Source organism: Pseudomonas putida, from assembly GCF_004357765.1.
GTDB classification, from domain to species: domain Bacteria; phylum Pseudomonadota; class Gammaproteobacteria; order Pseudomonadales; family Pseudomonadaceae; genus Aquipseudomonas; species Aquipseudomonas putida_U.
Map to the genome: position 1 here is coordinate 167152 of NZ_SMTE01000007.1, position 22075 is coordinate 189226.

21 protein-coding genes and 1 pseudogene are annotated in these 22075 nt (G+C 62.7%); 13 read left to right on the forward strand and 9 right to left on the reverse strand.

What is annotated here, in order from left to right; genetic code table 11:
* The first annotated feature begins 7 nt into the window (after positions 1-7).
* From E2H86_RS12370 to E2H86_RS12385, 4 genes are all read left to right on the forward strand, one after another.
* Positions 8-322, forward strand: coding sequence for a 3-phosphoglycerate kinase (locus tag E2H86_RS12370; RefSeq protein WP_133328128.1), 315 nt, complete (start codon positions 8-10; stop codon positions 320-322).
* Between the two features lie 109 nt (positions 323-431).
* Positions 432-1031, forward strand: coding sequence for an FMN-dependent NADH-azoreductase (locus tag E2H86_RS12375; RefSeq protein ID WP_133328130.1), 600 nt, complete (start codon positions 432-434; stop codon positions 1029-1031).
* A gap of 162 nt (positions 1032-1193) precedes the next feature.
* The gene (locus E2H86_RS12380) at positions 1194-2069 is read left to right on the forward strand and encodes a carboxylate/amino acid/amine transporter (protein ID WP_133328132.1); all 876 of its coding nucleotides are present in this window, start codon (positions 1194-1196) and stop codon (positions 2067-2069) included.
* Position 2070: 1 nt separating this feature from the next.
* Complete coding sequence (locus tag E2H86_RS12385; protein WP_133328134.1) at positions 2071-3009, forward strand: AEC family transporter; 939 nt, start codon at positions 2071-2073, stop codon at positions 3007-3009.
* Positions 3010-3061: 52 nt separating this feature from the next.
* Here the strand turns inward: E2H86_RS12385 and E2H86_RS12390 are convergent, their stop codons facing one another.
* Together E2H86_RS12390 and E2H86_RS12395 are read right to left on the reverse strand one after the other, a co-directional pair.
* On the reverse strand, positions 3062-3241 hold the full coding sequence (locus tag E2H86_RS12390; RefSeq protein ID WP_133328136.1) for a hypothetical protein: 180 nt from the start codon (positions 3239-3241) through the stop codon (positions 3062-3064).
* Positions 3242-3480: 239 nt separating this feature from the next.
* Entirely contained in the window at positions 3481-4782 is a 1302-nt protein-coding gene (locus E2H86_RS12395; protein WP_133328138.1) for a mechanosensitive ion channel family protein, read from the reverse strand.
* A 142-nt stretch (positions 4783-4924) separates the two neighbouring features.
* Here E2H86_RS12395 and E2H86_RS12400 point away from each other — a divergent pair, with 142 nt between their 5' ends.
* A complete protein-coding gene (locus E2H86_RS12400; RefSeq protein ID WP_133328140.1) occupies positions 4925-6247 on the forward strand; it encodes a DEAD/DEAH box helicase in 1323 nt (440 codons plus the stop codon).
* A gap of 101 nt (positions 6248-6348) precedes the next feature.
* Here the strand turns inward: E2H86_RS12400 and E2H86_RS12405 are convergent, their stop codons facing one another.
* Positions 6349-6621, reverse strand: a complete 273-nt coding sequence (locus E2H86_RS12405) for a hypothetical protein (RefSeq protein WP_133328142.1) — start codon at positions 6619-6621, stop codon at positions 6349-6351.
* 151 nt (positions 6622-6772) lie between these two features.
* On the opposite strand from E2H86_RS12405, the gene E2H86_RS12410 reads away from it, so the two are divergent.
* Together E2H86_RS12410 and E2H86_RS12415 are read left to right on the forward strand one after the other, a co-directional pair.
* On the forward strand, positions 6773-7180 hold the full coding sequence (locus E2H86_RS12410) for a transcriptional regulator (RefSeq protein WP_133328144.1): 408 nt from the start codon (positions 6773-6775) through the stop codon (positions 7178-7180).
* 95 nt (positions 7181-7275) lie between these two features.
* Complete coding sequence (locus E2H86_RS12415; RefSeq protein ID WP_133328146.1) at positions 7276-8202, forward strand: DMT family transporter; 927 nt, start codon at positions 7276-7278, stop codon at positions 8200-8202.
* A 51-nt stretch (positions 8203-8253) separates the two neighbouring features.
* On the opposite strand, the gene E2H86_RS12420 is transcribed toward E2H86_RS12415, so the two are convergent.
* Positions 8254-9417, reverse strand: coding sequence for a YbfB/YjiJ family MFS transporter (locus E2H86_RS12420; protein WP_133328148.1), 1164 nt, complete (start codon positions 9415-9417; stop codon positions 8254-8256).
* A 105-nt stretch (positions 9418-9522) separates the two neighbouring features.
* On the opposite strand from E2H86_RS12420, the gene ptrR reads away from it, so the two are divergent.
* Positions 9523-10416: a putrescine utilization regulator PtrR gene (gene ptrR / locus E2H86_RS12425; RefSeq protein WP_133328150.1), complete on the forward strand. Its 894-nt coding sequence runs from the start codon at positions 9523-9525 to the stop codon at positions 10414-10416.
* A 124-nt stretch (positions 10417-10540) separates the two neighbouring features.
* Complete coding sequence (locus tag E2H86_RS26420) at positions 10541-10669, forward strand: PA1414 family protein (RefSeq protein ID WP_306466571.1); 129 nt, start codon at positions 10541-10543, stop codon at positions 10667-10669.
* 63 nt (positions 10670-10732) lie between these two features.
* Here the strand turns inward: E2H86_RS26420 and E2H86_RS12430 are convergent, their stop codons facing one another.
* Both E2H86_RS12430 and speB read right to left on the reverse strand, forming a co-directional pair.
* A complete protein-coding gene (locus E2H86_RS12430; RefSeq protein WP_133328152.1) occupies positions 10733-12112 on the reverse strand; it encodes a sodium:solute symporter in 1380 nt (459 codons plus the stop codon).
* 108 nt (positions 12113-12220) lie between these two features.
* The gene (gene speB / locus E2H86_RS12435; RefSeq protein WP_133328154.1) at positions 12221-13171 is read right to left on the reverse strand and encodes an agmatinase; all 951 of its coding nucleotides are present in this window, start codon (positions 13169-13171) and stop codon (positions 12221-12223) included.
* 223 nt (positions 13172-13394) lie between these two features.
* On the opposite strand from speB, the gene E2H86_RS12440 reads away from it, so the two are divergent.
* The 4 genes and pseudogenes from E2H86_RS12440 (at position 13395) to E2H86_RS12450 (ending at position 16650) form a co-directional block, all read left to right on the forward strand.
* Positions 13395-14288 (forward strand): LysR family transcriptional regulator, encoded by an 894-nt coding sequence (locus E2H86_RS12440; protein WP_133328156.1) that lies wholly within the window; start codon positions 13395-13397, stop codon positions 14286-14288.
* Positions 14289-14433: 145 nt separating this feature from the next.
* Positions 14434-14709, forward strand: a pseudogene (locus E2H86_RS26805) (PAS domain-containing protein); the annotation flags it as partial.
* Positions 14710-14961: 252 nt separating this feature from the next.
* The gene (locus E2H86_RS12445; RefSeq protein ID WP_409977280.1) at positions 14962-15993 is read left to right on the forward strand and encodes a methyl-accepting chemotaxis protein; all 1032 of its coding nucleotides are present in this window, start codon (positions 14962-14964) and stop codon (positions 15991-15993) included.
* A gap of 57 nt (positions 15994-16050) precedes the next feature.
* On the forward strand, positions 16051-16650 hold the full coding sequence (locus tag E2H86_RS12450; RefSeq protein WP_133328160.1) for a tRNA-uridine aminocarboxypropyltransferase: 600 nt from the start codon (positions 16051-16053) through the stop codon (positions 16648-16650).
* A gap of 37 nt (positions 16651-16687) precedes the next feature.
* On the opposite strand, the gene E2H86_RS12455 is transcribed toward E2H86_RS12450, so the two are convergent.
* The 3 genes from E2H86_RS12455 to E2H86_RS12465 all read right to left on the reverse strand — a co-directional run bounded on the left by E2H86_RS12455 (position 16688) and on the right by E2H86_RS12465 (position 21675).
* A complete protein-coding gene (locus tag E2H86_RS12455; protein WP_133328162.1) occupies positions 16688-18040 on the reverse strand; it encodes an HlyD family type I secretion periplasmic adaptor subunit in 1353 nt (450 codons plus the stop codon).
* A 61-nt stretch (positions 18041-18101) separates the two neighbouring features.
* A complete protein-coding gene (locus tag E2H86_RS12460; protein ID WP_133328408.1) occupies positions 18102-20237 on the reverse strand; it encodes a type I secretion system permease/ATPase in 2136 nt (711 codons plus the stop codon).
* A gap of 64 nt (positions 20238-20301) precedes the next feature.
* The gene (locus tag E2H86_RS12465; protein ID WP_133328164.1) at positions 20302-21675 is read right to left on the reverse strand and encodes a TolC family outer membrane protein; all 1374 of its coding nucleotides are present in this window, start codon (positions 21673-21675) and stop codon (positions 20302-20304) included.
* Positions 21676-22075 lie beyond the last annotated feature (400 nt).

Below are 22075 nucleotides of genomic sequence, written 5' to 3' on the forward strand. Positions count from 1 at the left end.
AGCGCCCATGAAGAAATGTTGTGCGGTATTGCTGCTGTGCCTGCCCGTGGGGGCGATGGCTTACCCGATCGAGGTCGAAAAGCAGACCTCCGGTGTTCAACTCGACTACACCACCTACGACACGGCCTACGACCTCGGCAGCATCAGTCTGAACAACTATGGGCAGGTGCCGGCCCAGTGCAAGGTCACCTTCCGTAATGGCCCAGAGGCGCCACGGGTGCGCCGGGTGAATGTGCCGGCCGGCAAAAGCGTGGATGTCACGGCCAAATTCAACCGACAGATCATCAGGCTGCGGGTAGACCTGGACTGCAAAGCGCAATAAAACGGATTAATCGATAGATTGAACCCACTTTTTACGCTTTTTTATCGATAGGTCAAGCCTTAATCTCTTCTCCATCGAATCGCACCCTTTATTGCCGATGGAGGCAGCCATGTCCCGCGTACTGATCATCGAAAGCAGCGCCCGCCAACAGGATTCCGTGTCCCGCCAACTGACCCGCGACTTCATCGCCCAGTGGCAAGCGGCGCACCCGGCCGATCAGATCACCGTACGCGACCTGGCCGCGACCCCGGTACCGCACCTGGACGCCGACCTGCTCGGCGGCTGGATGAAGCCCGAAGACCAGCGCAGTGCCAGCGAGCTGCAAGCTCTGGCCCGCTCCAACGCGTTGACCGATGAACTGTTGGAAGCCGATGTGCTGGTGATGGCCGCACCGATGTACAACTTCACCATCCCCAGTACCTTGAAGGCCTGGCTGGACCACGTGCTGCGTGCCGGCATCACCTTCAAGTACACCCCGACCGGCCCCCAAGGCCTGCTCACCGGCAAGCGTGCCATCGTGCTCACCGCCCGTGGCGGCATCCATGCCGGCGCCGCCAGCGACCACCAGGAACCCTATCTGCGGCAGGTCATGGCGTTCATCGGCATCCACGATGTCAATTTCATCCACGCCGAAGGCCTGAACATGAGTGGCGAGTTTCATGAGAAGGGCCTCAACCAGGCCAAGGCGAAACTGGCCGCGGTGGCCTGATCGGTAACGAATTCCCAACCCTGATACCTGGTTTTTGCTCCTTTGGGTGTACCTGCCCGGCCTGATGGCCGGGCTTTTTTGTCTCTGTCCCCACATTCCCCATGGTTGAACTGCAGCGCTGCAACCCGCTAAGGTCGCGGCCTTGATTCAAGAGAGAGCACCATGGGCTACCTGATTATCGTCGCGCTGATCCAGGCGTTTTCCTTCAGCTTGATCGGCGAGTACCTAGCTGGACACGTCGACAGTTACTTCGCCGTGCTCGCCCGGGTGGTGCTGGCGGGCCTGGTGTTCCTGCCGCTGACCCGTTGGCGCCAGGTCGAGCCGCGCTTCATGCGCTCGATGCTGCTGATCGGCGCCTTGCAGTACGGCATCACCTACGTCTGCCTGTACCTGAGCTTCCGTGTGCTGACGGTGCCGGAGGTGCTGCTGTTCACCATCCTCACACCACTGCATGTGACCTTGATCGAAGATGCCCTGAACCGGCGCTTCAATCCTTGGGCCTTGATCGCCGCCCTGGTGGCCGTGGCGGGGGCGGCGGTGATCCGTTTCGACAGCATCACCGGCGACTTCTTCATCGGCTTCCTGCTGCTGCAACTGGCCAACTTCACCTACGCCGCAGGCCAGGTGCTGTACCGCCACCTCGTCGCCCGCCATCCCAGCGACCTGCCGCACTACAAGCGTTTCGGCTACTTCTATCTGGGCGCGTTGCTGATCGCATTGCCGGCGTTCCTGCTATTTGGCAATGCCCAGCATCTGCCGAGCACCGACGTGCAGTGGCTGGTGCTGTTGTTCCTTGGCCTGTGCCCGACGGCGCTGGGCTTGTACTGGTGGAACAAAGGCGCGTGCCTGGTCTCCGGCGGTACGCTGGCTGTGATGAACAACCTGCACGTACCGGTGGGCCTGCTGCTCAACCTGCTGATCTGGAACCGCGACGAGCCCCTTGGACGGCTGTTCGTCGGCGGCGCGATCATCCTGGCGTCCGTATGGCTGGCCCGCCTGGGCGGTAGGGCGCGCGCAGTGCAGAGCCAGAAGGCCTGACATGCACACCATCTTCGTCATCGTCGCGCCGATCTTTGCCCTGATCCTGGTCGGTTACCTGTGCCGCAAGACCAACAAGCTGGGTGACAAGGCCGCTGCCGAAATCAACAAGATGGTGGTCTGGCTGTGCCTGCCGGCGCTGCTGTTCAAGGTCACCGCTACGGCGACCTGGAGCGAGATCTGGCACCCTGGGTTCATCCTGGCGTTCGGGGCGGGGGCGCTGGCGATGTTCGTCATCACCCTGGGTTGGCGCCTGTACAGCGGCCATGGGCTGGTGGCATCGAGCATCGACGGGTTGAGTGCGGGATACGCCAATACTGGCTATATCGGCATTCCCCTGTGCGTACTGCTGTTCGGCCAGGCCGGCCTGCAACCGGCGCTGATTTCGTCGCTGATCGTGGTGTGCCTGGTGTTCGCCATCTCGCTGACATTGATCGAGATCGGCCTGCAGGAAGAGCGGCAGATCGGTCGGGCGATCCTGGTCGTGGCCAAGGCCCTGGCGAAGAACCCTCTGGTCTTCTCGCCGGTGGTCGGTGCTGCCTGGGCCATGTCCGGACTGGGCCTGGCGGAGCCGGTGCTGCATTTTCTCGACATGCTGGCGTTGGCCACCACGCCTTGTGCGTTGATTTCCCTCGGCGCGTTCCTGGCCGAGAAGCGCACCGGGACCCAGGCCAGCCCGTGGCCGTTGGTGTGGCTGAAGCTGGTCGGGCAACCGGCGCTGACCTGGGTGCTGGCGTTCAAGGTATTCAGCCTGCCGACCATGTGGGCGACCTCGGCGGTGTTGCTGGCAGCGCTGCCGACCGGGACCGGGCCGTTCATGCTGGCGGAGTACTACAACCGCGAGGCGGGGCTGATTTCGCGGACGATCCTGTTGTCGACCGTGGTGTCGTTGGTGACGTTGACGGGGTTGTTGTATCTGTTGGGGATGGGCTCGGCTTGAGAGCTTCAGCGTTTGATAGATCGAGCGCCACGCGGGCGGCGCTCGATTTGCGCTACAGCACCCCGGTCTGGTTCAGGTAACGGGCGCACGCCATCAGCTTCTGCGCCTCTGCCTGGGGATAGGCGAGGGATGTGGTCGAGGTCACGCAGAAGATCGGCAGGGAAGGGCGAAACAGGGTCTGTGGCATTGGGTCTTCAGGTGGCGGGATGCGCGATGGTTTGCAGGGTGGCATGGTGATTTGTCCTTGGGATTGCTAGGGGATGGCACGGGCTGCGCCCGTGTTCGCGGGCAAGCCCGCTCCCACAGGTACAGCGTCGAATCCAACAACTGCGCGCAGAGGCCGGTTGAGTCAGCGCAGATCTCAGCGCTGCATGCCCAACTCGGCATCATCCAACAGGGCCTTATCGCCGGCAAATCTGACTACTTCGCTTAAATTACGGTATCCAGGGCCGCTGAGCGGCCCCGTCAATCTCAAGCCTCGTTCATCTCTTCCAGCCGCCGCGGCTCGATCGACTCCCGGCCCCGTGCGGCCAAGCCAACCCGCATATCATTGCCGCTGGGTTGCTGATAAACGCTCAGGCCGAATTCCGGCAGCACCGCCAGCAAGTAATCGAAGATATCCCCCTGGATCCGCTCGTACTCGGCCCACACCGTGGTGGTGGTGAAGCAGTAGATTTCCAGCGGTACACCTTCGGCACTGGTCTGCATCTGGCGGACCATGCAGGTCATGTGCGGGTGCACCATGGGGTGGTTCTGCAAGTAGGCGAGGGTGAAGGCGCGGAACGTGCCGATGTTGGTCAGCCTCCGACGGTTGGCCGAATGCCCGGCAAGCCGGCCCTTGGCCTGGTTCCAGTCGTTGAGCTCCTGGCGCTTGCCGGCCAGGTACTCGGTGAGCAACTGCACCTGCTCAAGTCGCTGTTCTTCCTCGGCACTGAGGAAACGCACGCTGGCCATGTCGATGAACAGGCTGCGTTTGATGCGTCGGCCACCGGACTGCTGCATGCCGCGGTAGTTACGGAACGACTCGCTCATCAGGCGCCAGGTGGGGATAGAAACGATGGTCTTGTCGAAGTTCTGCACCTTGACCGTGTGCAAGGTGATATCCACCACGTCGCCGTCGGCGCCGACCTGGGGCATTTCGATCCAGTCGCCAACGTGCAGCATGTCGTTGCTGGTCAGCTGCACACTGGCGACGAATGACAGCAGCGTGTCCTTGTACACCAACAGCAGAACCGCCGACATCGCACCCAGACCCGACAGCAACAGCAACGGGGAGCGATCGATCAGGGTGGCGACGATGACGATCGAGGCGAAGATCCACAGCATCATCTTGGCCAGTTGCACATAACCCTTGATCGAGCGGGTGCGGGCGTGCTCGGTGCGTGCGTAGATGCGCAACAACGCATCGAGCAGGCAGGACAGCGCCATGGTCATGAACAGCAGGGTGAAGGCCAGGGCCACGTTGCCGAGGAAGTGCTGGGCGGTATCGGACAGCGCCGGCACCAGTTTCAAGCCGAACTGGATGACCAGCGAGGGGACGGTTTGCGCCAGGCGATGCAGGACCTTGTCGTGGCGCAGGTCGTCGACCCAGTGCAGTGCCGGTTGACGTGCCAGCAAGCGCGCTGCGTGCAATATCAGAAAGCGCGCCAGGCGGCCGAGCACCAGCGATATCAGCAATAGAACAGCCAGGCCGAGGGCGGCATGGAGCATGGGATGTTGGTCGAGGGTGCCCCACAAATCGAGGGAGTCACGCCAGATTCCTTGAATATCCATTGGCTTTTACAACATCTGTGTAGCGAAAAGAGCGGCTATTAGACCGTGGATGACATGCCGAAGGCCAAAAGAAATTCGGCTCCGGCTGCAGAAAACGTTACCCTATGCGACGAATTTCCCGCACTTGCCTGAGGTTACCTCCGTGTTCTCCCAATTCGCCCTGCACGAACGCCTGCTTAAAGCCGTGGCCGAGCTTAAATTTGTCGAGCCAACTCCGGTGCAGGCCGCGGCCATCCCCTTGGCCCTGCAAGGGCGTGACCTGCGCGTGACCGCGCAGACGGGCAGCGGCAAGACCGCCGCGTTCGTGTTGCCATTGCTCAACCGCCTGGTCGATCTGCGCGAGCGCCGCGTAGAGATTCGCGCGCTGATCCTGCTGCCGACCCGCGAACTGGCCCAGCAGACCCTCAAGCAGGTGCAGCTGTTCTCGCAGTTCACCTACATCAAGTCGGGCCTGGTGACCGGCGGTGAGGACTTCAAGGAACAGGCCGCCATGCTGCGCAAGGTGCCGGATGTGCTGATCGGCACTCCAGGTCGCCTGCTCGAGCAGCTCAACGCCGGCAACCTCGACCTGTCCCACGTGCAGGTGCTGATCCTCGACGAAGCCGACCGCATGCTCGACATGGGCTTCGCCGAGGACATGGAGCGCCTGTGCAAGGAGTGCGAGAACCGCGAGCAGACCCTGCTGTTCTCCGCCACCACCGGTGGTGCGGCACTGCGCGACATCATCGGCAAGGTCCTGAAAGACCCTGAGCACCTGATGCTCAACAGTGTCTCGCAGTTGGCCGAAGGCACCCGTCAGCAGATCATCACTGCCGACCACGACCAGCACAAAGAGCAGATCGTCCAGTGGCTGCTGGCCAACGAGACCTTCGACAAAGCGATCATCTTCACCAACACCCGCGCCCTGGCCGACCGTATCTACGGCCACCTGGTGGCCAAGGACGTGAAAGCCTTCGTGCTGCACGGCGAGAAGGATCAGAAGGACCGCAAGCTGGCCATCGAGCGCTTCAAGCAAGGCAGCTCCAAGGTGCTGGTGGCCACCGACGTGGCGGCCCGTGGCCTGGACATCGACGGCCTGGACCTGGTGATCAACTTCGACATGCCGCGCAGCGGCGATGAGTACGTGCACCGTGTGGGCCGGACTGGCCGCGCCGGCGGCGAAGGCCTGGCGATCTCGTTGATCACCCACAATGACTGGAACCTGATGTCCAGCATCGAGCGCTACCTCAAGCAGCAGTTCGAACGCCGGGTCATCAAGGAAGTGAAGGGCACCTACAACGGGCCGAAGAAGGTCAAGGCATCGGGCAAGGCCGCCGGTACCAAGAAGAAAAAGATCGAGAAGAAGACCGGCGAGAAGAAGGCTGCGGCCAAACGCAAGCCGACCGCCAAACCAAAGGCCAATGCGCCACTGTCGAGCGCCGATGGTCTCGCCCCGCTGAAGAAGCGCAAGCCTGCGGCTGAGTAAGGCTCGATGGCGGTGTTGGCTTCTTCGCAGGTAAACCCGCTCCTACAGGTCTCGCGTAGCCGGTAGGGGGGTACCCGCGAAGAAGCCAGCATAACCGAACCCTATTCGGCCTTTTTCTCGGCTTCCTTCAACTCTTTGATCCGCTTGTCGATCAACTGACACTTGTCCGGCAGGTCCTTGCTGGCAGTCCCCAGCTCCATCCCCTGGAGTTCGTCATTGATCTCCTTGGCCTTCTGCGGATTCTGCTCGGTCAACTGGGTCACCAGTCCGGCCAATTCCTCACGCTTCTGAGTGGCCTCTTCGGGCGTGCACGCCCAGGCCGGCACGGTGCACAGCAAACCGACCGCGCAGGCCAGGCTTGGCAGCAGTTTCATCCTGATCACCTCCCTCAGTGGTGTACGCGGTGGAGCTTTTCAGGGCGGGGAAGTTCAGAAAATTTCCGAGCGCCGATACTTTCTGAACGCCCGCTGTCGGTCATCGGTCCCACGCTATGTACCCCTTCACCTACAGCTGGAGGCCATGGCCATGCGCAAATCCTACGATTGGGACCTGATCGAACGCTTGCTGCACGAGGTGCAGAACGGTGCCGATCACAGTTTCACCCCACGCCCTTATGCCGAGCAGCACGCAGCCGACCTGGCCGCCAAAGGCCAACCCGTGGGTGATCTGGATCACCTGAAAACCCGCGCCTGCGAGTATGAAAAGCTGTTGTTCGAGCGCGGGTTCATCGAAAGCCGGCCTGAGGAGGAGGGCGGCAACGGTGAGAACTTCGTGTTGACCGAGCGAGGCTCACGCCTGTTGAGCTTGATCGACAGCAGTATTCCGGACCCCGAGCATCCACGCCAGGTGCTCGACGAACAGGAGGATGCCTTGGACGAGAGCACATTCGAACAGGTTTCAAAAAAAGCTGAGATCGCCGGTGGCGCAATTTGAGGGTGGCGAGGGCGGCCCCGGAAACCCGATAATCGGTCATTCCTTATCGACTGCCGAGTCTGTCCCATGTCTTTATCCCTCCAAGTGGTCCGTCCATGAACGGGGCCCGCAAGAGCCCCGACGCCTTCGCTTTCCAGATCATGCTGGTGCTGTGCCTGATCTGGGGCTGCCAGCAGGTGCTGATCAAATGGGCTGCCGTCGATATCGCCCCGGTGATGCAGGCGGCACTGCGCAACTGCATTGCCGCCCTGCTGGTCGGCAGCTTGGTGGTGTGGCGAGGCGACTTCAAGCAAGCCGGCCATACGTGGAAAGCGGGTCTGCTGGCTGGCGGTCTGTTCGGTCTGGAGTTTCTGTTCATCGCCGAAGGGCTGAAACTGACCTCGGCGGCGCACATGTCGGTGTTCCTCTACACCGCCCCCATGTTCACCGCGCTCGGTCTGCATTTCATCCTGCCCAGCGAGCGCCTGCGCTTGCTGCAATGGTTCGGCATCCTGTTGGCCTTCGGCGGAATCGTCGTGGCCTTCGCCGGGGGCATGTCGTTCAAGCAGATCGATCATCGCATGCTGTTGGGCGATGCCCTGGGCGTGCTGGCGGGCTTGGCGTGGGGAGCGACAACGGTGGTGATTCGTTGCTCCCGTCTATCCGAAGCGCCGGCGAGCCTGACCTTGTTCTACCAGCTGGCGATCGGCTTTGCCGGCTTGCTGCTGATCGCCTTGCTGAGCGGGCAGATTGGCGCAGTAGCGCTGACGCCTCTGGCGGTGGGCAGTGTATTGTTTCAGGCGGTCGTGGTCTCGTTCATCAGCTACCTCACCTGGTTCTGGTTGCTGCGCAAGTACCTGGCTTCGAACCTGGCGGTGTTCTCGTTCATCACGCCGTTGTTCGGAGTGACCTTTGGCGTGCTGTTGCTCGATGAACCCCTGAGCGTGAATTTCGTACTGGGTGCCATGATGGTGTTGGCCGGAGTGCTGCTGGTCAGTGCCGAACCGTGGGTGAAGCAGCAACTGCGCAAGTTGGTGGGTTGACAGTCGCGCATCCCGGCCCCTTCACGGGCCAGTACGGACATTGCCGAACTGTCAGGCTATCCTGCCGGGATTCGGGCATCCCTGCAGCCCTCGTCCACTGACTTGCACCAGCACACCCGCGATTCCCAAACCGCTTGCCGCCAGCAATAACGCAGGCTGCAGGTCCCCGCTGTAATGGTTGCTCAGCGCCGCCAGCAACGGCCCGCTCAGTTGGCCCAGGGCGAAGCAGGCGGTCAGCAGACCGGCATTACGCTGTGTGGCGTGGGGGGCCAGTTCCCGCGAGCGCTGCATGACCAACTGCATGCAGGCCAGGAACGGTGTGCCGCACAGCACCACCCCAAGCAACAGGCCGAAGCCGCCGCCTAGCAGGCAAGCCAGCACTCCCAAGCCTTGCAGCCACAAGGTAGCGCTCAACCAGACCGATGTGCGGCCCGGTCGGCGTGCGCTGACCAGCACCACCCCCAGTGCCGCCGCTATGCCGAAGGCTGGCCAGAACAGGTCGGCCATCCAGCTGCCGCGAAATTGTTGATTGGCCATTTGCGACAGGAACGTGGCTGGCAGGATGTAGCCGACGCCGTACAAAGCGTAAACCAGCCCCAGTCGTGCTATCCCTGGGCTACGGCTCGAACCTTGGCGGGTGTTGCTAAGGCCAGGTTCCAAAGCGCGGGGCAAGGCCGTTTGTACGGCCACCAGCATGATCAGCGCCGCCATCGCGTACACCAGCCACAGACCAGCCGAGTCGATCCCCAGCAAATGCCCGCCCAGTGCCAACAGGCCGGTCAGGGCGATCCCAAGTCCAGGGCCGGCAAAAACCAGCGCCCCCAGGCGCTGACGGCCACTGGCATTGGCCACCTGCTGGCTGAGGCTGGTGATCATCACCAGCACCCAGGCGCTGGCAACGCCGGTGCCGAAACGCAGCAGCGCATGGCTCCAGAAGCCGTGGGCGGCCCAGGAGGCAAGGGTCAGCAGCACGCACAACCACAGGCCGCCCAGCAAGCGCAGGCGGACCTGGGTGGGCTTGCGGGCGAACATGGCATCCACCGCACCGAGGAAGTAGCCCAGGTAATTGGCTGCCGCCACCAGACCCGCCGCGGTGAGGTCAAGTTGCCCCTCAGCGATCAACTGGGGCATCTGCGGGGTCAAGGCGAAGCGGCCGATGCCCATGGCCATCATCAGGGCCACGGCGCTGGCCAGCAGTTGTACGAATGGCGACATTGGCTGAACCCTCAGACAAGTAAACGATGCATGGCAGGTTACGGCGCCTGTACTTTCAGTTAAATTGAATAATGATGATCAAGTTGTTCTTTTTTGGAGAACGCAATGGAGTTCAGCCAACTGCGCATCTTCCAGGCCGTGGCCGAGGAAGGTTCTGTGACCCGCGCTGCCGAGCGCCTGCATCGGGTGCCGTCGAACCTGTCGACGCGGCTGCGCCAGCTGGAGGAGCAACTGGGTGTCGAGTTGTTCCTGCGTGAGCGCCAGCGGATGCAGTTGTCCCCCGCTGGGAAGGTGCTGCTCGACTACGCCCACCGTCTGTCGGCCCTGCATGACCAAGCAGTCGCGGCGGTGCAAGGGGGAGAACCGGCCGGTGACTTCGTGCTGGGGACCATGTACAGCACGGCGGCCATTCACCTCCCTGGACTGCTGGCGCGGTATCACCAGGCTTACCCCCAGGTGAACCTGCAGGTGCAGGCCGCGCCCAGCGGCGAACTCCTCGAAGGCCTGCTCAACCATCGGCTCGATGCTGCCTTGGTGGATGGCCCGCCCAGTCTGGCCGGGCTCGACGGCGTGCCGCTGTGTGACGAGACCTTGCTGCTCATCACCTGTGCGCAGCATCCGCCGGTACGCAGTGCGCGGGATGTGGCGGGCAAGGCGGTGTTCACCTTCCGGCAGGGCTGCTCGTACCGAATGCGCCTGGAGGCCTGGTATGCCGATGCCCACACGCCGATGGGCAGGGTGATGGAGATCGAGTCGTACCAGAGCATGCTGGCCTGCGTGATTGCTGGGGCGGGGGTGGCGCTGATGGCTGAATCGATGCTCGACAGCCTGCCTGGGCGTGATCAGGTTCGGGCGCACCGCCTGCAGGCGCCCTTCGATCACGCCGTCACTTGGCTGATGTGGCGTCAGGGCATGTGCGGGGCGAATTTGCAGGCCTGGATCGATCTGCAACAAACCGAAACGAATAACCAACCGTCGGAAGCAGCCGTTTCCGCTTGATTTGTATCAAATTCGACCATATCTGTAAGCATAAGGGCATGCGTAATACAGCACATGGGACTATGATCTGTATGAAACATCGCAGGATTGATTTGCCGTGAGGCTGACCCGTCAAGGGGGCACTATGAAAAACCAAATGTTCAACTGGCTCCACGACCTGGGTGTCGCGCTCGGGCTGATTCCACCACCCTTGCAGCCGGTACCGATCCCGACTGATGAAGAGCAGCGCAAGCGCCAACCACGCCGTCGCTGACCAGCTGATCAGACACGACAAGGCCGCTGCGTCCGGGGGATGCAGCGGCCTTTTTGTCGTCTGTCAGGCCAGTTTCACGTCAGCCACCGCCTTGGGCGACACGAGGCTGACCACCACGAAGCTCACCAGGCCGGCTGCCAGGCTGTAGTAGATCGGCGTATTGGCATCGAGCCCATCCTTGAACATGAATACCAACGCGGTGACGAAGCCCAGCGACATGCTGGTGATCGCCCCAGCGGTGGTGGCACGTTTCCAGAAGATCGCCCCGATCAGTGGCACCAGCATGCCACCGACCAGCAGGTTGTAGGCCAGTGTCAGGGCACTGATCACATCGCTTACCACCAAGGCGATGCCCAGTACCACCAGTCCCGTGAGGAGGGTGAACAGGCGGTTGATACCCAGGCTCGACTGCTTGCCGCCGCGCAGCTTGGGCAGCATGTCTTCGGTCAGGGTGGTGGAGGCCGCCAGCAGTGCGGCGCTGGCCGTGGACATCATGGCGGCCAGGGCAGCGGCCAGCAGCAGCCCGCGAATGCCGTCGGGCAGTGCACTCTTGATCATTTCGGCGAAGGCATTGTTGGGGTTGGCCAGATCCGGCAGCAGCACATGGGCGGCCATGCCGATCAGGGCGCAGGCCAGGCCGTAGAGCACGCAGTAGATCCCGGCGGCGGTACCGGCCCGCTGGCAGACCTTCTCGTCACGGGCGGTGAACACCCGCTGCCAGATGTCCTGGCCGATGAGGATGCCGAAGAAGTAGATCAGGAAGTAAGTGACGATGGTGTCCCAGCCGATGGTGGTCAACTGGAAGCTGGCAGCCGGCAGTTTGGCCACCAGCTCGTCCCAGCCACCGGCCTTGTACAGGCATACCGGCAGCAGGATGAACATCAGGCCCACGGTCTTGATCACGAACTGCACGATGTCGGTCAGGGTCAGCGACCACATGCCGCCGATGGTCGAGTAGATCACCACGACTCCGCCGCCCAGCAGCAGCGACGCCCAGAATGGCAGATCGAGCAGCACCTGCAGCACGGTGGTCATCGCCAGTACGGAAGTCACCCCGAGCATCAGCGCGTAGGCGAGCATGATGGCGGCACTGGCCTGGCGGGCGAGGGGGTTGTAGCGTCGCTCCAGCACCTGGGTGACGGTGAAGATGCGCAGGCGCAGCAGAGGTTTGGCGAGAAACAGGTTGATGGCGATGATGCCCATGCCTAGCGCGGCGCAGAGCCAGAAGCCGGAGATGCCATGGACGTAGCCCAGGCGTACGGTACCGACGGTGGATGCGCCGCCGAGTACGGTGGTGGCCATGGTGCCCATGTACAGCGTCGGGCCCAGGTTGCGTCCTGCCACCAGATAGTCCTCGTGGCTCTTTGCCCGGCGCATGCCGTACCAGCCAAGTCCGAGCATGGCGGCGGCGTAGAGCATTACAACGATGATGTCCAAGGCCATTGGGGGTCTCCCGATTGTCTTTATTATGGCGCGGTCGAGCACGCGGGCGGCGACTGCGCCCGGCGTTCTCGTGGGGTATCGGCGGCCATCAGGGCCGCCTGGGCCGGATCAGCGGTGGACGACGCCCGGCAGTACGCAGAGCATCTCGAACAGCAGGTTGGCACCCAGCAACGAGGTGTTGCCGGTGGTGTCGTAGGGCGGAGAAACTTCCACCAGGTCGCAGCCGATCAGGTCCAGGCCTTGGCAGCCACGAATGATCTCCATCGCCTGGATGGTGGTCAAGCCGCCGATTTCCGGGGTGCCGGTGCCTGGAGCCCAGGCCGGGTCGATGCCGTCGATGTCGAACGACAGGTACACCGGGCCACCGCCGACTTTTTCGCGGACTTCGGCCATCAGCGGTTGCAGCGACTTGTGCCAGCACTCTTCGGCCTGCACCACGCGAAAGCCCTGGCGGCGGCTCCAGTTGAAGTCGTCGGCGGTGTAGCCCTGGGCGCGCAGGCCGATCTGGACCACGCGGTCGCAGTCGAGCAGGCCTTCTTCGACGGCGCGACGGAAGGTGGTGCCGTGGGCGATCTTCTCACCGAACATATGGTCGTTGACGTCGGCGTGAGCGTCGATGTGCACCAGGCCGATCTTGCCGTGTTTCTTGTGCAGGGCGCGCAGGATCGGCAGGGTGATGGTGTGGTCGCCGCCAAGGGTCAACGGGATGATGTCGTGCTCGAGGATTTCGTCATAGGCCTCCTCGATGATGCGTACGGCGTCGAGCAGGTTGAAGGTGTTGATCGCCACATCGCCGATGTCGGCCACCGACAGCGAGTCGAACGGCGCGGCGCCAGTCGCCATGTTGTAAGGGCGGATCATCACCGACTCGGCGCGAATTTGCCGCGGTCCGAAGCGGGTGCCCGAGCGCAGCGAGGTGCCGATGTCCAGCGGTACGCCGATGAACGCGGCATCGAGGCCGGCGGCGCTTTGCAGGTGGGGAAGACGCAGCATGGTGGCGATGCCGCCGAAACGCGGCATTTCGTTGCCGCCCAGTGGTTGGTGGAGAATCTTGTCCACGGTGGGCCTCATCAGTCGGTCGATTGTTCTGTTTGTTCGAACCTGTACCGCCGCGCGTCTCGATCGGAAGAAGCCCGGCGGGTAGGGATGTTTCGGCGCAGTCTGCGCAAGGTAGTGGCTCGGAAGAATCGCTACCGGCAAAAACTTACTTCAGATTTTTCTGAACTAAAGGCGGTGAGAGGGGGTAGACTGCCTGCAATACACGCCGCCGAACCTCTGCACCATGGCCTCGACACTGCCCGATCTGAAACTGCTGCGTATCTTCGTCAGCGTGGTGCGCCACCAAGGCTTCGCCAACGCCCAGCGTGAGCTCAACCTGTCGACGTCGGCCATCAGCACCTACATGAGCCAGCTGGAGGGCGCACTTGGTATCGTGCTCTGCCACCGTGGCCGTGGTGGTTTCAGCCTGACCAGCAAGGGTGAGCTGTTCCACCAGGAAACCCTGCGCCTGCTGGCCGAACTGGACGGTTTCGAACAGTACGCCGCGGCGCTCAAGGGCGAACTGCGCGGCACCCTTAACCTGGGCGTGATCGACTCCACTGTCGGTGACCGCGCACTGCCGCTGGCCGAGGCCATCGGGGCCTACAGCCAGGAGCATCCGGCGGTGCACTTGCACCTGTCGGTGTCCAGCCCCTACGAGTTGCAGCTCGGCGTGCAGGACAACCGCCTGGACCTGGCCATCGGTGCCTTCTCCTCGCGCATGAGTGGGCTGGTCTACCAGCCGTTGTACCGCGAGCAGCACTGGCTGTACTGCAGCAGTCGTCACCCGCTGTATGCCGAGCGGCGCATCCCCGAGCAGGTCGTGACCCAGCAGCGCATGGTCGGCCGTGGCTACTGGAGCCAGGCCGAGTTGGCCCGTCATGGCTTCAAGCACAGTGCGGCAACGGTCGACAGCATGGAAGCGCAGTTGATCCTGATCCTGTCTGGGGCCTATATCGGCTATCTGCCGGAGCACTATGCCCAGGCCTGGGTCGACAAGGGCGACTTGCGGGTACTGTCGCCGGCTACTTTCGGCTATCAGGCGCCTTTCTCGCTGATCATCCGTCGTGGCCGCAGTCGCGAACCTTTGATCCAGACCTTCCGCGATCTGCTCAAGAGTCAACTCAACGTCGGCTGATGGAATTCTGGGGGTAAGTTTTTTGTTGGATCGTCCTAATGTCCTACAGAAACTGACCGCTAACCTCTCTAGCTTTCTGCTAAACATCAATATGCGTTGTTGGTGTCTCCATTGTATTACCTAGAAGGACCAACCAAAGATGCGCATGAACTTGCCTTTGACCGAGCACGAAAGAACCTTCTCCGGCGAGCAACGGCTGATTTCCACGACCGACCTCGATAGCCGGATCACCTACTGCAACGATGCGTTCGTAGCGATCAGCGGCTTTACCTACGATGAGCTGGTCGGTCAGCCGCACAATCTGGTGCGCCATCCGGACATGCCGGCAGCGGTGTTCGGTCACATGTGGGAGACCATCAAGCAAGGCAAGCCGTGGATGGGGGTGGTCAAGAACCGCGCTAAGAACGGCGACTATTACTGGGTGAGTGCCTATGTGACGGCCATCTACGAGAACGGCCGCATCAGCGGCTATGAATCGGTGCGCTCGGTGCCCACGCGGGATCAGATCCGTCGGGCCGAGGCGCTCTATGCACGTCTGCGCGCTGGGCGCTCACCGGTGCCGGCGATCGCCCGCCTGGGGCAGGGTTTGGTGCGTGGCTGGCCCTTGCTCGGTGCCGGTTTGGCGTCAGCTGCCGGTTTCCTGTGGTTGCCGACACCTGTGGCACTAGGGGTTTTGGCGGCCAGCCTGCTGGGGAGCTGGGTACTGCTCGAGCATCAGCACAACCGAGCGATACGCCGCACCTTGGGCGAGCATCCCAAGGCGTTCACCAGCCCGTTGGTGGCCCTGACCTACAGTGACAACCCTGGACTGCAAGCGCAGCTGGACCTGGCGATGTTCAGCGAGGAGGCCCGCCTGCAGACCGCGTTGACCCGTTTGGTGGATGCTGGGGTCGGGGTCAAGGCGCGCGCGGCGCAATCTGCCGACCTGTCCGAGGCCCAGGCGCAGATGCTCGACCGTCAGCGCAGCGAAACCGATCAGTCGGCGACGGCGATCTCGCAGATGGCGGCGACCATCCAGGAGGTCGCGCACAACGTGCAGAGTACCGCCCATGCTGCCGGTGATGCCGACCAACTGGCTCAGCAGGGCAGTGAGCTGGCGCAGCAGAGCCTGAAGGCGATGGGCAGCATGAGCGATGCGGTCGATGACATCGGCCAGGCGGTCAATGCCCTGGCCGAGCAGACCCAGTCGATCGGTAGCGTGGTCGATGTGATCACCTCGATTGCCGAGCAGACCAACCTGCTGGCGCTCAATGCCGCGATCGAGGCGGCGCGGGCCGGTGAGCAGGGGCGTGGATTTGCGGTGGTTGCCGATGAAGTACGATCGCTGGCCCGTCGTACCCGCTCGTCCACCGAGGAAATCCACCAGATCATCGCCAGCTTGCGCGCTAGTGCCGAACGGGCCGTGAGCACCGCCAGCCGTGGCGAGCAGATTTCCCGCGACAGCGTACAGAGCGTCGAAGCTGTGCAGGCAGCGCTGACCGGTATCGCCCAGGCGGTCAGTCGGATTACCGGGATGAGCCAGCAAATGGCGACAGCTTCGGAGCAGCAGAGCCACGTTGCCGAAGACATCAACCAACAGATCGTGCGCATCAGCCATCTGTGCGACGAGACGGCGGGGCAGGCCAAGCAGGGCGCCGAGATCAGCCAGGACCTGGAGCGCATGGCCGAGTACCTGCATGATCTGGCGGAGCGCTTCAACCGCTGATGATCGAGGGCGTGGCCGGCGCTCCTATGGCACACTGTGCCGGGTAAGGAGAACCCCATGCCCAGACCCCGTTGCGGGCGCTGCCAGCGCCCGCTCGATCACTGCCTCTGTGCGTTGATCCCGTCGCTTGCCAGCCGCACCCGTGTGGTCCTGCTGCAGCATCCCAGTGAAACCGACCACGCGCTCAACACTGCGCGCTTCGCGGCGCTTGGCCTGGTCAATGCCGAACTGCGCGTCGGTGAAGTGTTCGACGACCTCGACCAGCTGTTGTCGACGCCGGGTTACCGGCCAGTGCTGCTGTTTCCTGGTGACGAGGCCCAGGTGCTGGAGGCTTGTGCCGAGGCCGACGATACGCCGCTGTTGTTGGTGGTCCCCGACGGCACCTGGCGCAAGGCGCGCAAGCTGCTGTACCTGAACCCGCTGCTCGAGGCGCTGCCCAGGGTCACGCTGGCTCAGGTGGCACCGTCGCGATATCGCCTGCGCAAGGCACCGGAGCCCGGGGCGGTTTCGACCATCGAGGCGGTGGTGCAGGCGTTGAACGTGCTGGAGCAACCGGCGAGTTTCGATGAGTTGCTACGCCCGTTCGAGGCGTTGATCGAGGGGCAGATCGAAGCGATGGGGGCCGAGGTGTTTGCGCGTAATCATGGGGGGGATTGAAGCGCTTGTCGTGAGGTTTTCGGTGTTGGTGAGAACATCAACGCTCGCGTAACGCCTCGGTCCGCGCCTTGAGCACCGGCTTGAGCAGATAATCCAGCACGCTTTTCTGCCCGGTGATGATATCCACCGTGGCAATCATCCCCGGAATGATCAGCAGCGGCTTGTTATCGCCACCCAGGTGGTTCTTGTCGGTCCGCACCTGGATCAGATAGAACGCATTGCCCTTGTCGTCGGTGACGGTGTCGGCGCTGATCATCTCCAGCTTGGCCTTCAACCCGCCATAGATGGTGTAATCGTAGGCACTGAACTTGACCATCGCCTGTTGACCGGGATGCAGGAAAGCAACGTCCTGTGGCCGGACCTTGGCCTCGATCAGCAGGTTGTCTTCGATCGGCACGATTTCCACCAAATCGCTGCCGGGCTGCACCACCCCGCCGATGGTGTTGACCTTGAGCAGCTTGATGATGCCACGTACCGGCGACACCACCGTGGTGCGTTTGACCCGGTCATCGATGGCGATGCTGGTGGCGGTGATCTTCGACAACTCGGTGCGCTTGTCATTGAGCTCCTTGGCCGCCTCGGAGCGGAACGTCGCATCGGACTCCTGCACCTTGCTCTTGATCTCCGCCACCGCCGCTTCGGCACGTGGGATGGCCAGGCTGGTGGCGTTGAGCTGTCCGCGGGCTTCGACCGTGCGTTGCTTGAGGCGCAGGATTTCCACGGGCGAGATGGCGCCGGTGCCCACCAGTGGTGTCGACATGTTCAACTCTTGCTGCAACAGGCCCAAGGCCGAGCGGTATTGATCGACCTTGGAGCGGAACTCGGCCAGTTCCTGGGTCTTTTGCCGCAATTGCTCGGCGAGGGTCTGTTTTTCGCTGGCCAGACGCAGCTGACGCGAGTCGTACAAGGCTTGCTCGTCCTCGGCGACCTGGGGTGCCTTGGCGCGAACTTCCTCCGACAACACGAAAGGTCGGCCTTCGGACTCGGCTGATAAACGTTCGACCTGGGCCATGAGTGCGTAGCGATCGGCCTCGCTCTCACCCTTGTTCGAGCGGAAACGGGTGTCGTCCAGACGCAACAGCGTCGCGCCTTTTTCGACCATTTGCCCTTCGCGCACGAACAGTTCGGTGACGATTCCGCCCTCGAGATTCTGTACCACCTGTATTTTGCTCGACGGGATCGCCTTGCCTTCGCCCACGGTCACTTCATCGAGCACCGCCAGGCTGGCCCAGACCAGCGCAACCAGCAGCAGTAACGCCGCCAGCCACACGGTCAGGCGCGACAGGCGCGGGGAATCCTGCAACGTGGCGCCGGCCAGCTCCGGCATGTAGTCGCGCTCGGCGTTCTTGTCGGCGCCGTGGGAGCTGCGAACGCTGTGGCCGATTGTCATGGACTACCTCTCTTGCCGCGGGGCGTGAGTCGCGTTGCTTTCATCGCGCTTAGGCACGCGTCTACAGCGCTGCGCCAACGCGGCCTTTGCGCAAGGCATCGATGACCGCATCCTTCGGTCCATCGGCGACGATCTTGCCGTTGTCCAGCACCAACAGCCGATCCACCAGGCTGAGCATCGAGGTGCGGTGAGTCACCAGTAACAGGGTCTTGCCCGGCACCCAGGCCAACAGGCGTTGGCGCAGTTGTTCCTCGCCGCTGTTGTCCATGTGGCTGGTGGGTTCGTCGAGAATCAGAAGGGTCGGCTCGAGCAGCAAGGCGCGCGCCAGCAGCACGGCCTGGCGTTGGCCGCCCGACAACAGCTGGCCGCGCTCGCCCACCGGGCGGTCGAAGCCGTTCGGGTGTTGCCGGGCCAGTTCGGTGACGCCGGTCAGCTCGGCCACTTCGAGCATGCGCGCATCGCTGACGTGCCGAGCGCCGAGGGTGAGGTTGTCGCGCAGGCTGCCGGCCAGCAGTGGCAGGTCGTGGGCGACATAACCGATCTGACTGCGCAGGTCGGCGATGTCCAATTGACGTAAGTCGAGGTTGTCCAGCAGCACCTGGCCGTCATCGGGATGGTGGAACCCCATCAGCATGCGCGCCAGGGTGCTCTTGCCCGAGCCACTGCGGCCAATGATGCCGATGCGTTCGCCAGGCTGGATCGACAGGTTGATATCCTGCAACGCAGCCGACGCCTGACCAGGGTAGCGGAAGGTCACGTGGCTCAAGGCCAGGCCACCCTTGAGCGTGGTGTGCTCCAAGGCTTGCTGCTCGGCCAGACGCTCTTGTGGCAAAGCCATCAGCGCATCGGTGCTGTGCATGGTCAACTGGGCTTGTTGATAGCGGGTGATCAACCCGGCGATCTGGCCCAGCGGGGCCAGCACCCGGCTGCCGAGCATGTAGCTGGCGACCAGGGCGCCGACACTGAGGTTGCCGGCGATGATGCTGTATACCCCGGCGACGATGGTGGCCATGCCGCAGAATTGCTGGATGAACAGCGTGCCGTTGCTGGCCAGTGACGACAGATTGCGGGCATGGGCATCGAGGCGGGCGATGGCGCCGTTGGTGTGCTCCCACTGGTATTGGCGTTCGCTTTCGGCGCCGCAGGCCTTGAGGGTTTCCAGGCCTCCGAGGGTCTCTATCAGCAGCGCCTGGCGCACCGCGCCCAGGCTCAGGCTCTTCTGCACGGTATCGCGCAGGCGGGCCTGGATGAACAACGCGAAACCCACTGCCAAGGGGAAGGCGATCAGCGGTATCAGCACCAGCCAGCCGCCCAGCAGACCGATCACCAGCAGCATGAGCGCGACGAACGGCAGGTCGATGATGCTGGTGAGGGTCACTGCGGTGAGAAATTCACGCAGGCCTTGGAAGTCGTGGATGCTTTGGGCGAAGCCGCCGACGGTGGCGGGGCGGGCTTTCATCGACATGCCGGTGATGCGTTCGAACAGGGTCGCCGACAGAATCAGATCGGTTTTCTTGCCGGCCTGGTCCAACAGGTGCGCTCGGACCATGCGCAGCACCAGTTCGAAGGCGGTACCGATGAACAACCCAGCCACCAGCACCCACAGCGTCGACAACGCCTGGTTGGGCACGACGCGGTCGTAGGTCTGCATCACGAACAGTGGCACCATCAGGCCCAACAGGTTGATCAGCAAGCTGGCCAGCAGGGCGTCGCCATACAGCCAGCGCGAATGGCGCAAGGTGTCGCGGAACCAGGCCTCGACCCGGGGCACCAGTGGCGAGCGCAGGTCTTCCAGGGTATGCCGGGGCCGGGCGAACAACGCCCGGCCGGTGTAGGCTTGCTCCAGCGTGTCGCGCTCGACCCATTGCTCGCCACCATCGGCCTCGCACGGCAGGATCTGCGCCCGGCCGTCTTCTCCCCAGCGCTGCAGCACGGCGCTGCGGCCATCGTTGAGCAACAGCAGTACGGGTAGATTGAGCGGCGAAATGTCACTCAGCGCCCTTTGCAGCACCCGGCCCTGTAAACCTGCACGGGCCGCAGCCCGCGGCAGCAGGTCGGCTCCCAGACGCTGCTGGGCCAGTGGCAGGCCGCTGCACAGGCCTGCCCTGCTGGCCGGACGGCCATGCAGGTGACACAGGATCAGCAAGCCATCGAGCAACGGGTCGTCGACATCCGGGCGCAATTGCCCGCTTTGCATACTGGTCACGATGGCCTACTCCGCCACGTTGAGGAGGACTGCTAGGAGTGCCAGGGGCAGCGCTTCAGCGCATCTCGGGCAACTGCGCCTCGGTTCGCACATCCGTCTTGGCGATGGCTTCGGGCGGCAGGGAAATCCGCTGCTTGCTCAGCAGCTCGCCCATGGTGGCCAGTACCCGGTACATCGAAAACTCTTCGGTGTAGCGCACTTCGGTATAGCGACGGTTGGCGTTGTACAGCTCGTTCTCGCTGTCGAGCACATCGAGCAGGGTGCGTTGGCCCAGGCCGAACTGGTCCTGGTAGGCGCCACGCACCCGCAGGGTGGTCTCGGCGTACTCCCGGGCGGTGGGTGTTTGCTTACGCGCATTGTTCATGGCGTTCCAAGCCAGGCTGAGGTTTTCGGTCAGCTCGCGCAGGGCGTTGTTACGGATGTCCATGGCCTGGTTGATCTTGTGCGCATCGGACTGCAGGCGCGCCTTGTCGCTGCCGCCGCGGAACAGGTTGTAGCTGAGTTCGACGCCCGCCTGCCAATCGTTGTTGGCATGTCCGCGCTCGCCGCCGATGTTGTTGTTGGCGCCGGTCGCCAGCACCGCATCCAGACGCGGGTAGAAGGGGGACTTGGCCACTTCGTACTGCTGCTCGGCCGCATTGACGTCGGCCTGGGCCGACTTCAGATAGGGGTTGTTCTCGCGCATGCCCTGGCGTGCTTCATCCAGGGTGGCGGGCATCTGCGGCTGGATCGACTGCGGCGTTTCCAGCTCGTCCGGAACCCGGCCGATCACGCTGTAGAAGTTGGCTTCGGCATCGGCCAGGTCGACTTCTGCGGTGTCCAGGTTGTTTTCTGCCAACGCCCGGCGGGCGGTGGATTGGTCGAGGTCGGCGGTGCTGCCCACCCCGCGCTCGCTGCGCAGGCCGATCTGGTCGTTGACCCGCAGGTGTGCCTGCAGGTTGTTCTTGGCCAGGGTCACCAGCTCGCGGCGCTTGAGCACCTCCAGGTACACCTCAACGGCGCGCAGGGCCACGTCCTGGGCGATGGCCTGGGTGTAATAGGCGCGAGAGGTGGCCACCGCTTCGGTGCGGCCGACTTCGTTGGCGGTGTTGAAACCATCGAAGATCATCTGCCGCAAGCGCAGCTCGGATTGGGTGTAATTGAGAGTTTCCTTGTTGTGATTGCGCGTGCCATCGGCGTTCAGGCCCCGGGTGTTGAGGTTGTCCGAACGCTGGCGGCCATAACCTGCGACCAGATCGACGGTGGGGTAGTAGCCGCCGCGGGCGAATTTCACATCCTCATTGGCCGACAGGGTGCTGTTGCGGTTGGAACTGACCTGGGGGTGATAGTCCACGGCGCTCTGCACCGCCTCGGTGATCGACATGGCCTGGGCGTTGGCGCAAAGCGCCGCGGCCAGAATCGCAAGGGTGAGAGGGGTTAGCGCGCGCATGGGGTACATCTCCCTGATCAGCAAAAAGTGTCAGCGTTCCGCCTTGTTTCGCCAAAAAATTGGCGATATTTATCATCAAAACCGTTTCAGGTTTGTAACAAGGAGCTAAGAACATTTCTGGCGCGAGCTAAGAAGAGTTTTTCATAAAAGTTATGCGAAAAAAAACTTATGCGGACTATGGAAAGCAGGACATTGTTTCTCACAAGTAATGTGAAAACCCGCTGCAGCAGGCGTGTTGCAAGGATCTTGGAAAGTTCCAGAATCTTTACAGCTAGGGACAGGGATAGGCAGTCAAAAGCGGTTTTTGGCGACAAAAAATTGGCAGTGACGAGCGGTAGACATCGCCGCTCTCTATTGCCAAGGTAGATATTTCGGTCTGTCGGTGTTTCGTTTGCGAGAC

What these genes read in the sequence shown, in the direction of transcription:
- E2H86_RS12415 (WP_133328146.1), top strand. Translation starts at nt 7,276, where the DNA reads ATGAACGGGGCCCGCAAGAGCCCCGACGCCTTCGCTTTCCAGATCATG.
- E2H86_RS12465 (WP_133328164.1), bottom strand. Translation starts at nt 21,675, where the DNA reads ATGCGCGCGCTAACCCCTCTCACCCTTGCGATTCTGGCCGCGGCGCTT.
- E2H86_RS12450 (WP_133328160.1), top strand. Translation starts at nt 16,051, where the DNA reads ATGCCCAGACCCCGTTGCGGGCGCTGCCAGCGCCCGCTCGATCACTGC.
- E2H86_RS12370 (WP_133328128.1), top strand. Translation starts at nt 8, where the DNA reads ATGAAGAAATGTTGTGCGGTATTGCTGCTGTGCCTGCCCGTGGGGGCG.
- E2H86_RS12385 (WP_133328134.1), top strand. Translation starts at nt 2,071, where the DNA reads ATGCACACCATCTTCGTCATCGTCGCGCCGATCTTTGCCCTGATCCTG.
- E2H86_RS12455 (WP_133328162.1), bottom strand. Translation starts at nt 18,040, where the DNA reads ATGACAATCGGCCACAGCGTTCGCAGCTCCCACGGCGCCGACAAGAAC.
- E2H86_RS12440 (WP_133328156.1), top strand. Translation starts at nt 13,395, where the DNA reads ATGGCCTCGACACTGCCCGATCTGAAACTGCTGCGTATCTTCGTCAGC.
- ptrR (WP_133328150.1), top strand. Translation starts at nt 9,523, where the DNA reads ATGGAGTTCAGCCAACTGCGCATCTTCCAGGCCGTGGCCGAGGAAGGT.
- E2H86_RS12380 (WP_133328132.1), top strand. Translation starts at nt 1,194, where the DNA reads ATGGGCTACCTGATTATCGTCGCGCTGATCCAGGCGTTTTCCTTCAGC.
- E2H86_RS12405 (WP_133328142.1), bottom strand. Translation starts at nt 6,621, where the DNA reads ATGAAACTGCTGCCAAGCCTGGCCTGCGCGGTCGGTTTGCTGTGCACC.
- E2H86_RS12410 (WP_133328144.1), top strand. Translation starts at nt 6,773, where the DNA reads ATGCGCAAATCCTACGATTGGGACCTGATCGAACGCTTGCTGCACGAG.
- E2H86_RS26420 (WP_306466571.1), top strand. Translation starts at nt 10,541, where the DNA reads ATGAAAAACCAAATGTTCAACTGGCTCCACGACCTGGGTGTCGCGCTC.
- E2H86_RS12390 (WP_133328136.1), bottom strand. Translation starts at nt 3,241, where the DNA reads ATGCCACCCTGCAAACCATCGCGCATCCCGCCACCTGAAGACCCAATG.
- E2H86_RS12430 (WP_133328152.1), bottom strand. Translation starts at nt 12,112, where the DNA reads ATGGCCTTGGACATCATCGTTGTAATGCTCTACGCCGCCGCCATGCTC.
- E2H86_RS12375 (WP_133328130.1), top strand. Translation starts at nt 432, where the DNA reads ATGTCCCGCGTACTGATCATCGAAAGCAGCGCCCGCCAACAGGATTCC.
- E2H86_RS12420 (WP_133328148.1), bottom strand. Translation starts at nt 9,417, where the DNA reads ATGTCGCCATTCGTACAACTGCTGGCCAGCGCCGTGGCCCTGATGATG.
- E2H86_RS12460 (WP_133328408.1), bottom strand. Translation starts at nt 20,237, where the DNA reads ATGCAAAGCGGGCAATTGCGCCCGGATGTCGACGACCCGTTGCTCGAT.
- E2H86_RS12395 (WP_133328138.1), bottom strand. Translation starts at nt 4,782, where the DNA reads ATGGATATTCAAGGAATCTGGCGTGACTCCCTCGATTTGTGGGGCACC.